At 63.2% G+C, this 11359-nt stretch carries 4 protein-coding genes; 2 read left to right on the plus strand and 2 right to left on the minus strand.

All coding sequences use genetic code 11. The features are described 5' to 3' along the window. Nucleotides 1-218: 218 nt before the first annotated feature. On the plus strand, nt 219-1082 hold the full coding sequence (locus tag ACFWFI_RS34370) for an IS701 family transposase (RefSeq protein WP_387398089.1): 864 nt from the start codon (nt 219-221) through the stop codon (nt 1080-1082). A 44-nt stretch (nt 1083-1126) separates the two neighbouring features. Here the strand turns inward: ACFWFI_RS34370 and ACFWFI_RS34375 are convergent, their stop codons facing one another. Together ACFWFI_RS34375 and ACFWFI_RS34380 are read right to left on the minus strand one after the other, a co-directional pair. Continuing rightward, the gene (locus ACFWFI_RS34375; RefSeq protein WP_387398091.1) at nt 1127-1546 is read right to left on the minus strand and encodes a hypothetical protein; all 420 of its coding nucleotides are present in this window, start codon (nt 1544-1546) and stop codon (nt 1127-1129) included. 191 nt (nt 1547-1737) lie between these two features. After that, nucleotides 1738-7905 (minus strand): RHS repeat domain-containing protein, encoded by a 6168-nt coding sequence (locus ACFWFI_RS34380; protein ID WP_387398094.1) that lies wholly within the window; start codon nt 7903-7905, stop codon nt 1738-1740. 473 nt (nt 7906-8378) lie between these two features. Between ACFWFI_RS34380 and ACFWFI_RS34385 the strand changes: the two genes are divergently transcribed. Beyond that, nucleotides 8379-11321: a VCBS repeat-containing protein gene (locus tag ACFWFI_RS34385; protein ID WP_387398096.1), complete on the plus strand. Its 2943-nt coding sequence runs from the start codon at nt 8379-8381 to the stop codon at nt 11319-11321. Nucleotides 11322-11359 lie beyond the last annotated feature (38 nt).

Below are 11359 nucleotides of genomic sequence, written 5' to 3' on the forward strand. Positions count from 1 at the left end.
CCATCGCGGCCGAGCCGCGCTTCCTGTGCTTTCTGTTCTTCGTACTGCAAGCGGATTAGTACTCCGGTGTGCAGTCTCGCGATGGCCCGGGGCGACGACGGCCAGTACCGCAGCGCCAGACGCAGGCGGCCGCCGCGAGATGATCAAGGGTTGTGTGGACTCCTGAAGATCGTGCGATAGCCGCGGGCCATAACGTAGACTCTGCCCGCTGGCGGACGATGCTCGACCAGGTCATGGCCCGGATCGCAGGCCGGTTCGGGCGAGTTGAGCCCCGAACTACGGCCCGCGCTTACCTGCTCGGGCTGCTATCGAGCGTCGAGCGGAAGAACTGCTGGCAGCTAGCAGAACAGGCGGGGCATAGTCGGCCCGGACCGATGCAACGCCTGCTGCGCCACGCCCGCTCGGACGCCGACGCCGTCCGCGACGACCTGCGCGCCTACGCCGCCGAACACCTCGGCACCGACGGCAGCGTTCTCGTCGTCGACGAGACCGGCTTCCTGAAAAAGGGCCAGTTGTCGGCAGGGGTGCAGCGGCAGTACACCGGCACCGCCGGCCGTATCGAGAACGCCCAGGTCGGCGTGTTCCTCGCCCTGGCCACCAGCCGGGGACGAGCCCTGATCGACCGACGGCTCTACCTCCCGGAACGCTCCTATTCCGCTGATCCCGAACGCCGTAACGCAGCCGGGATACCCGAGACGGTGCAGTTCGCCACCAAGCCCCGTCTGGCCGAGGAGATGATCACAGCCGCGCTCGACGCCGGAATTACCGCCTCCTGGGTGACCGGCGACGAAGCCTACGGCCAAGACCCCCAACTCCGCGCCGCGCTCGAGGCACGCGGCGTCGGCCATGTCCTGGCCGTCGCCTGCTCAACCCGGGCGAAGATCAACTACGGCCGCACTTCCGTCCGCGCGGATACCGTCGCCGGCCGCCTGCCCACCACGGCCTGGCACCGCCAGAGCACCGGAAATGGGGCGAAAGGCCCGCGACCCACTCCCGTCTCGTCTCAGCCAATCAAGACGACGTCTAACCGCATCACCAGGATCGGGAAGGCCGTCCTCGTCCTTCAACTCGCCTCAACCTGAGGCTGGAAAAGCCTCATTGTGTTAGCCGTTGACAACAGGGCTCGCTATAGCGATATAGCCACGACAAACAAGACGAAGGAGAGCATCGGGCCAATAACTTCAGGGGCCCCCATTGTGTACCCCTTCTCGAATTTAACGCTCGAGTCATGCTTGGGCGCCTTAATCCTGACTGCTATTTCCTTTTCGATTTCACGCCTCACGGACTTACCGAAGAGGGAGGAGTCGAACGCAGCTGAAAAGATCTTTCCGCTCCGCTTCGTATTGATGACTAGACCTGGACCGGCACCGCAACCCTCGATCTCTTGATAAGGGATGAAGAATTCAGAGTAAGCATTATTAATACTCACTCCGCGTTCTCCAAGAATTATGAATGGATTTTGAAAAATCCTCCATATGAAATACAAAGAGAACGGCAGCGGTGCCAGTACCGCGACGCGAGCGGACGGCTCGGCGGAAGATGTCACCAACTGGGCATAAGCTCCAGCGACGACAAGCAAGGATTGGGCGGAAAATGAGATGACCAACTTACCCCTCCGCCTCAATTTACGCGCTTCGCGACCGGACAAAACATCCCCTCTCTTTGGTGAGTGTGAAGGTAGGTGCGCACAGGGGCCCACCCCAGTCCAAGGTGGGCCCCTAACATGCTACTCAGCCATCATTCGTCAAACATCCAGCGAGTGAGTCGTCCGACAATCCCGCTATTGTTGCCGGATGTGTAGGCTTCTTGGATCCTCTCGGTTAGCTTGAAGGCCCCTGTGGGCACATAAGGGATCGCAATCTCGGCTAGCGCCGTTCCTGCACCCCAGCTGTCATGTATGCAAGCACTCCTCTCGTCGTTTGCACACGAGTCAATAGCTATCAGTGTGGCAGCGCCGGCACTTACAACAGCGCCAACCTTACCAATTATCGCCAGAACCTCAGCTGGCCCAGCAGCGCAGCTCCCCATTGTGACCGCAAGGCAGAGGCCCGCTAGCCCCGTTGACCCCCAATTGACTGCCTGGCCCACATCACCCGTAAGTTCTATGGTGCTGCGATTGTCGTGGATGAACTTGTTGATACTCCCCAAGATGCCGTCACTCTTGATCCGCTTCTTGCTCTCAGCTTCAGCCTTCTTTGCTGCATCAATGGCGTTCTGGGCTCTGCGCTGTGCAGCGGCTTGCTGACTGCTCTTCTTACCCGGGAAGGCGACAACGGACTTTCCGCTCCGGCTGATGTACGGGCCGAGCGCAAACCGGTTTCCTGTGGATGCGTTTTTTACGTACCGGGTGGGATTGTTCTTGCTCGTGCCGGTGCCGCCGATTGGGTAGCCGTTGCCGCAGAGGTCTGCGGGGCATAGGCCGTCGGGGTCGGACAGGGTAAGGGGATTGTTGTGGGCGTAGCTGTAGGCGTTCATCTGGGCGGGTTGTTTGATGTCGATGATGGGGTCAACACTCAGGAATCGGCCGAGGGTGGGATCGTATTCGCGGGCGCCGAGGTGGGTGAGGCCGGTGGCGTCGTTGGTTCCGCCGACGAATCCGTGATTGCCGAAGGCAGTGGATTGTTCGGATCTGAGCTCTCCGAAGGGGAGTTGCTTGCGGCGGGTGAGAGTGAGGGTGCCGGCTGCGATGGCGGTCATCGCAGTGCCCTGGTGGTCGCCGATGAGGTAGGAGATCGTTCCACCGGTGCGAACGGCGACGGTTTCGCCGTTGTGGGTGTAGTAACGGGTTCCGGTTTTGGTGCCGTTGGCGGCAAGGGTGACTTCGTCGCCGTTGGGAAGTGTGAGGATGCTTGAACCGTCTGCGTTCTTGGCGATGATGCGGTTGCCGTCGGCGTCGTAGGTGTAGCTGGTCTTCTTGCCGGCCTCGGTGAGGGTGGCGAGATGGCCTTCGGCGTCCCAGGTCAGGTCCTGGACGGTGGTACCGATAGTGCGCTTGGTGGTGTTACCCACGTTGTCGTACTTGAAGGTGCTGATACGGCCGTTGTCGGATCCTCCGGCAACGGTGGCTTGCTGAACTCCATGGGGCAGGCTGACACCGGGGGCCGGGTGCGTATAGGTGGTGACGGCGTCCGTGGTGCCGGCGGTGGTCGCGTGTTCGGTCTTGGTGGTGCGGTTGCCGACCTTGTCGTATTCGTAGGTGTCCCAGTAGGCGTCCGGGCCGCCGACCGCGGATGTGGAAGGAGTGGCTGTGCAGTCGGTCTTGGCAGTCCAGGCTTCGGTAAGGCGCCCCAGGGGATCGTTGCTGAAGCACTGGTTGTCGACCGACTTCTGCGCATCCTGGCCGCTGGCAGTCTTTACGCCAGTGACGTTGCCGGCCGGGTCATAGTTGTAGGTGGTGTCGTCTACGCGCTGTGGAGCGAGGTCGCGATCGGTAGTTTGCTGGATCACTTGGCCGGTGTGCTCGTCGTAGACCTGTGTCTTATAGGCCTTCTGTCCGAGGTTGGCGCTGAATTCGAGGCGTTCCGGCCGGGAGAAGACGTCGTACCGAGTGTTGGAGACCAATGCGTCTCGTTCGCCGCTGGTTCGGTAGGGCTGGTCGTCGCTGTTGTAGTTCGTGGTCACGTACTCGGCGGGGATGTTGCCCAAGGCCGGGTTGTGGGTCCAGAGCAGAGCTCCGGTCTCGTCGTTGTACTTGTAGGTCCAGGTATACGTTCCCGCCAAGCCGCCGGCCTGCGCGGGGACGGTGCTGGTAGTTGAGGTGGGCTGGTAGCGCTCGTTGAACGCGTCGGCTCCCGTGGTGTAGGCGGCGCCGTCCACGTAGCGGGTGTTGCTGGTCGGTAGGCCCTTGGCGAGGGTGTCGTACGTCCACTTCGCGAGGACCGTCTCGCCCTGCTTGGTGGCTGTCTTGCGGCCGAGTGCGTCGTAGACCGTCGTCAGGGTGACGTTGCGGTCGTCGGTTTCGGTGACAGCGCGCCCGAGGTCATCGTAGGTGGTGGTGACGGTGCCCTGGTCGGGGTCGTCGACCTCGGTCTTCTGGCTGCGGTAGTCGAAGGTGTAGATCCATGTATTGCCGCTGGGATCGGTGACCTTGGTCGGTTGTTCGTACTTGCCGTATGTGTAGACGGTCTTCTGCGATGTCGTGCGCGCGGTGTCGGTGTACTCGAGCAGCTCGGTGGTGCGGCCGAGGGCGTCGGTGACTGTGGTAGTCGCGGTGCCGCCCTTGGGCGGGATGACAGTGGTGCGGTCACCCTCGTAGGCCGTTTTGGTGCGCCACTGTTCGTCGCCGAAGGTAAGAGAGAGGGCGTCGGTGACACGCCCTGTGCCGTCATAGAGGTTCTGCGTAGTGGCGGGGACGGTGTTGACGGCGGCGGATTCCAGCTTCGCCGACGGTGCGCCGTTGGCGTAGTAGGCGGAGTAGGTCTGCCATGCCCATCCGCGGGTGTCGTAATGGGTCTCGGTCATGATCCGGTTCTGGGTGCCGGTGGCCGGTGCTTGGGTCTGGCGCTCGCGGAGCAGCCCGTCGTAGAGGGCGTAGGTGGTGCGGTAGTCGCCGTTCTGCTTCAGCGTCCTGGTTTCGACGGCGTTGGCGGCGGTACGCGAGATCGTGTAGCTGTATTCGACGGACGGCTTGTCTGCGTGGTCGGCTTTGGGCCAGCCGGGCTGCCATACCTTCACAAGGCGTCCGAGGCCGTCATGGACGGCGTCGGTGCGCTTGCCGTTGGCGTCGACGGTGGCCGTGACGACGCTGCGGACCGGGTCGTGTGTGGACGTGGATGCGTGTTCGAGTGCGTTGGTCACCGTGGTCGTGGTGGGCGCCTGGAGGGTGGCCGGGGTGTAGGCGGTGGTTGTGGTGTTCTGACCCGCATCGGTGGAGGTCTTCACCCGACCGTGGGCGTCGTAGGTACGTGTGGCGGTGGTGAGATAGCCGGTGCCCTTGGTGTCCTGTTCGTCGAGGCGTGTTTCGTCACCCTTGACCGGGGCGGTGGCGAGGCTTGTGGCCCCGTCGTAGAAGTGCCGCGCGGTCGAGATGAGGTCGGTCGGGAGGGTGGGTGTGGTGCCGCAAGGCTTGGCGACGGTCTTGGTTTCGGAAACCAGGTTGAGGATGTTGCTGGCTGTGTTTCGCGCGTACGTGGTGGTGGTGCATTCCTCGTCACCGGTCTTCGCGGTGTCGCCGAGGACTGATTCGGTCAGAACTTGCCCGAAATCGTCGTGGGTCCGCTCGGTACGGGTGGTACGCCAGCCGGAGCCGACAGCGGTGCGGGTCTGCTCGCTTTTGCTGCCAGTGGCGTAGGTGTAGCGGGTAGGCAGTCCCTCAGTGCGAGTCTCGGTGGCGGTGGCGGCCGAGCGCCACGGTTCGTAGCTGGTGGTGGTCTCTAGTTTTCCGCCGTCGCCGTTGTACACGGCCACTCCGCGGATCATGCCGGCGAAGGCTTCCCGGTCGGTAACGGCAATGCCTTCGTGGTCCTTGACTGCGGCTCCGTCGATTCCGCGGAAGTAGCGGTACTCCTCAAGCGTCCGTTGGTCCGGTGCGGCCCCTGTTCGCACCTGGACACGGCCGAATCCTTTGCGGTCTCCATAGGTGAGGTGCTTGGCGTCGGTGAACTCATCGTCCTTGGACTTGGCCCAGCCCATGCCGTCCAAGTACGTGTAGTCGCTCTGCTTGGCAGGCGCTCCGCCAGTGTTGTCGGTTTCCAGTACCTGGGTAACGACGTAGGAGTGGAACCAGTCCAGATATGGTTCGTACTCAGCTGCCGGGGCGTCGGGCGGGGACCACTTGACCGGGTAGCAGCGCCGGGTGTTGGACGTCGGTGTGGGCACGTCGCCGGCCTTGCAATCAGTCGCAGAGTAAGTGACGCCGATGGTTCCGCCGGTCTCAGTGTTGATGCCGTAGACCCGGTAACGCCACATCGGGGGTACCGGGTCCGGCTTGCCACCGGTGGTAGCGCCTTCGACTCGGTTGGGCAGGCTCAGTCCCTTGAACGTCACTGCGGGAAGGGTGACGTCTCCGGTTCCGCCATGGCCGGTGCGTGTGATCGAGGCCAGCCACAGGGCAGGGGCACTGCCGTCGCCTGTCGGGGGAAACTGGTGGTCGAATACCCAGGTGTCGACCGGCTTGTGCGCGGTTCCGACGAGGACCGAGGTGTCGATCTTCGTCAGGCGCTTGCTGCTCCAGAAGGACGGCGAGTAACGGTCCTTGCATTCTGTGCCGGAGGCGCAGTAGCGGTCGAAGGGGACGTCGGGCCAGTTTTTGGCGTGGTCCTTGTCGAAGGTTCCGCAGTCGGTCAGGCAGCGGGGCCTGCTGGTGAAGTCGACCTTGGCTGCGGGCTGGGCGTAGAAGTTGTTGGAGGGCAGGCCGTACTCGATGCGCTTGAGTGACCCGCCGCTGGTGTAAGGAGTGGCGGTGGAGGCGCCGGTCGACGGGTTGACGTTACGGCCGTAGTAGTTGGTCTCTTTGTCCCAGTAATAAGTCATGGCGTCGCCGTGCGGGTCGATGACAGCGTCAAGGTTCCAGCGCCATGCCTGTTGGCACCAGGAGTCCTTGAATTCGGTGGCGTGGCATTCCTCGCCGGCCTGGTTGCCGTAGACGGGCACGGTCCAGGTGGAGTTGGTCTCGTCCTTGCCGGTGCTCCAGCCCTGAGGATGGTTGTAGCCGAAGTAGTAGCGGGTGCCGTCCGGGGTGGTCACCCGCCAGTACTCGCCGTTGTTGTCGCCGTTGGCCAGGGCCGTGTTGGTGAGTTTGACGATCTTGGTGCCGTCGTCGCTTTCGAGGTGCCATGCACCGGTAGCGGTGTCCTTGACCAGGGTGTTGGCCTGGCCGCCGAGGTTGATGACGGCGTTGTCCTTCTTCCAGCACAGGTCACCGACCTGGGCGGTCGTATTGCTGTCCTTCGTGTCTTCGGTGCAGGAGATGTACTGGCGTTCGATGTAGCCCGGCTCCATCGACCAGCCGTCACCGATGCTGTTGGCCTGGTTGTTTGTCGCTGCGGTACGGCCGTCGATGGACTGGGAGGAGTAGCTGAGATTCAGGTCGGGGGTGAGGCTGCCCGCGACGTCCGGGGTCCCGATCGGGTAGGTCCAGGAGAAGGACCCGTTCGAACCGCCTGCCGCCCATGAAGAGGACGGGGAAAGGGGAGTCGCTGCGAAGTTGCCGGATGGTCCGGCGTCCTGTGCTGTCGCGGCCAGGAGCACAGTGTTGGCCGCGACAACACGGGCCGCACCCTTCGATGATGCGACAGGATCAGCACCGGCAGGAGTCTCGGACTCGGTTGCCGCAGCGGGCAGCGCGACCGCTGCTGTGAGAGAGCCGGTGCCGATATCGTTCCTGGTCGGCAGTGCGTCACCACTGGTGCAGCCCTTCTTGCCTGGGCTGGTAAGCGTGCAGGTGGGGACGGTGCGTAGGGTCAGGCGGGAGGCCCAGTCGCCGCCGTAGGCGTTCCGGAATCCGGAGTAGTCGACCTTGACGTCCAAGGTGCCCTTGGCCCCGGTAGTAGGCCGGAGGGCCAGCACCACACCCTCGATGCCCAGAGACTGGGTCGTTGCCCGATCCAGGACCTGTACCTGAACCTTCCTCGGGCCTTGCGCCTTCGAGGCCTTGGCCGTCTTGCCCGGGAAGTGTTGCAGTTGGATGGGCAGCTTGCCGGCCTTCACCGCGGCGCCGGTCTCAGGGAGGGCGGGGGTCGCTGTGCCTGGTTCCGGCCATGTGACCTTCGGCTTTTTCCATGGGTGACGGCCAGCCTCGTCGGGCTTCGCCGCGCTCTGCTTCTTGACCTTCCCGGTCGGCACCGGGTCCGGTTTTGCCAGTTTCAGCAGGTTGAGCTCCGCGGCTGCCGCCACCGGGCCGCTGAGTAGCCCTACAAAGAGAAACGCAGTCAAGGCAACGGCTATCAGCCGCGCCCGTCTGCCCACGCGTCCAGCATTGACGCCCCCACCCCAAGACATCTGCAGAGCTCCCCACCCGTCGGCCAAAGATCACAGTTGGTCACGGAAGTTAGCAGGGCCCTCACAGTTCTGACACAGACAGACCTCGACAGGAAGCACCTTCAAGCCAATACACCAATCCGAGAGAGAGAAGAAAAATTCCCTATACACCCATTTGGTAGGAATATTCTACGGATTTTTACGCCAATCCAATCAGGGCTATTCCGCAACTCCACTCATCACGGTTCCCTCACGTTCTAAGGTGCGTCTCGACTGGATCAGGGAGGGGAATTCACACCATGGGACATCCAAGACATAAGAAACGAAGAGGGGCATCGCGGAGACTAGTTTCCGTAGTAACTCTCGCAACCATCTGCACCCTCGGAGCTCCGGGAATCGTCCTATCAGCGACCGCAGTACCAAATGAAACGCCACCCCTTAAGGGCGCTCCCGCAACGCAGTTGAGCGCGGAGGACGAAGCATCCTCCGAGGCGCAGGAGTCCGGTCAGCCTGTCGAGGTGCTCTCCCAGCGGAGCGAGACATCCCGGGTGTACGCAAATCCCTCGGGAAGCTTCACCCAGGAGTCCTACGCGACAGCCCAGTGGACGCGCCAGAACAACAAGCTGGTGGACATCGACACCACTCTGAAGGCTTCCTCAGACGGAAGGCTCAGCACAGAGGCAACCGCCGTCGCCGTTTCCTTCTCCAACGGTGGAACAGGCCCCGTCGCCGCAGTTGTCCGCGACGGCCGCGCCATGTCCCTGGAGTGGCCGGCCCCCCTGCCGAAGCCCGTGGTTGCGGATGACACAGTCACCTACCCCGAGGTCCTTTCCGGGGTAGACCTGAAACTGCGAGCCGACAACAATGGCTTCAGCCAGCTTCTGGTTGTCAAGTCCGAACAGGCAGCCGCCCAGCCCGAGCTGAAGAGCATCGCCTTCAAACTGGCCACCGACGGCCTGGTCGTCGCTGCCGATGAACACGGCAACCTCTCTGCCACTGATCCGGCCGGCCAACAGGTCTTCGTCGCTCCAGCGCCTCGCATGTGGGACAGCACCAGCGCTCCCGGCCGCGCGGAAGCCGCTCGCGCCGCCTCCGCGTCGGAGGAAGGATCCCCACCCGGAGGCGAGTTCGAACCCGGCCACGGTGCGCAGGAATCCGTCGTGCCCATCGACGTATCCACAGATCAGGTGCTGCTCACCCCGGACCAGTCTCTGCTCACGGGTGAGGACACGACCTACCCCGTGTACATCGACCCCGCAGTCAGCGGCGCCCGCGAAGCGTGGACCATCGCCTACAAGGCGACGCCGGGTTCCGGCTACTACAACGGGGCCGGCTGGGACGGTGACGGGAAGACCACCTCCGTCGCCCGGGCGGGCTTCGAGAATGTGACCAACGGACTGGGTCGCTCAATTTTCCGCATGGACACCAATAACCTCTGGAACACCAAAAAGCAGATCACTAGTTCGACGTTCCGGATCAAGAACACATGGTCGTGGTCATGTGATTCCCGGAAGGTGGAAACTTGGCTGACCGGTTCGATTTCAGCGTCCAGCAACTGGAACAACACCAACACGGATGCATTCTGGAAGCAAAGACTCTCAACCGTCGACGACTCCAAGGGGTGGGGGTCGAACTGTCCTGCCGGAGCACTCGCTTTCGACGTCACGTCCGGAGCCAAAACCGCCGCCAGTTCAAAATGGCCAAACCTAACTCTAGGTATACGCGCCACCAACGAAAACGACGAGTACTCGTGGAAGAAGTTCGACGCCAAATCCGCCGTTCTGTCCACCGAGTACAACACCATTCCCAACGTACCGAGCAGCCTCGACACCATTCCCAGTTCGGGCGGGTGTGACACCGTCGCGCCGTACACCACTATCGGGAACACCGACGTCACTCTGACCGCCAAGGTCTCAGACCCCGACGGTGGCACTGTCCGCGCGCAGTTCCGGCTCTGGGGCACCAACGACCTCTCCAGTGGCAGTGAGATCTTCAACCAGATCGTCTCCGCCACCTCCGGCACCGTCGCCAAGGCCAAGATCCCCAAAGCCACCCTGCAGAAATACCTGACAGCGGCCAAGGGGAACTTCGGCTGGAAGGTCCAAACCCTCGACGCAAGCACCGGTTCCGCCTGGACCCCTACGGGTACGTGCCGGTTCGACTTCGACCCCACCCGGCCAAGCACCCCGCCCACCATCAGCTCCCAGGAGTTTCCCGACGGCACCGACGGCTGGCCCGCCACCACCGGCCAGGCCCGCACAGCCGGAGCGTTCATCCTGGGTAACGGCGGCGTCAGCGACGTCAAGTCCTACGAGTACTGGACCGACTGGGACCCCACCGTCCGCACCGCCCTGCCCAGCACAGACCTCGACGGCGACGGAAAAGTCGACGCCAAGCTCACCCTGACACCACCCGCGGCAGGATCACAGCGCCTGAACGTACGCAGCCTCGACGCCGCCCAGAACCGGTCCGACCGGGCCTCCTACCTCTTCTACGCCAACGGCCTGGCCATCCCGGACAAGGCCGGCGACCTCAACGGTGACAACAACGCCGACATCTACGGCGTCCGCACCGACGGCCAGCTCTGGCTCTACCCAGGCCAGGGCAACGGATACGTCGGAACCGGCACCACCACCAGCAACAGCGACTTCGACCAGGCCAGCATCACCCACCGCGGAGACTGGACCGGCGACGGATTCGAAGACCTCGTTGCCGCCATCCCCGGAGACGGCGGCAACACCCTCCAGCTCTACCCGAACAACGGCGCCGGCTGGGCCTGCACCGAGCGCGACGAGCAAGCCGACGGCTACTCCCGCTCCTGCCTCTACGAACGCCAGGAACTCGACGTCTACGACGACGTCAACAACCACTGGGCCAACGCCGAACAAGTCCTCGCCATCGGCGACGTCGACGGCCCGCTCGACACCGACAACGACGGCACCATCGACATCGCCGGCTACCCCGACATCCTGGTCAAAGAAGGCAACCTGCTCTGGCTCTACTACGGGTCCAAGTCCTTCTACCTCGACGCAACCCGCGCTCCCGTCCTCGTCGGCAACGGCTCCTGGTCCAACTACGACCTCCTAGCCCCGGGCGACCGCACCGGAAACGGACACGTCGATCTCCTGGCCCGGCACAAAACAACCGGAGACCTCCGGCTCTACGAAGGCACCGGCCCGGCCGGCGAAGGCCTCGGCAGCGGCACCACCTCCACCGTCATCGGATCCGGCTGGACACGCACCTACCGCCCACTGCTCACCGCCTTCCCCGACGCCGGCTCCGACAACAAGGCAGACATCTTCGCCACCGGTGAAGACGGCAAGCTCTACGTCTACCCCAACCTCTCCGGCACCGGTGTCGCCGTAGGAACCAGCGGATGGCTCGACTTCCAAGCCCTCAACTAATGAGAGCAAATAGCAGCAACATGGGGTTCCTCCTCCTC

Source organism: Streptomyces sp. NPDC060209, assembly GCF_042728155.1.
In the GTDB taxonomy this organism is placed as follows: domain Bacteria; phylum Actinomycetota; class Actinomycetes; order Streptomycetales; family Streptomycetaceae; genus Streptomyces.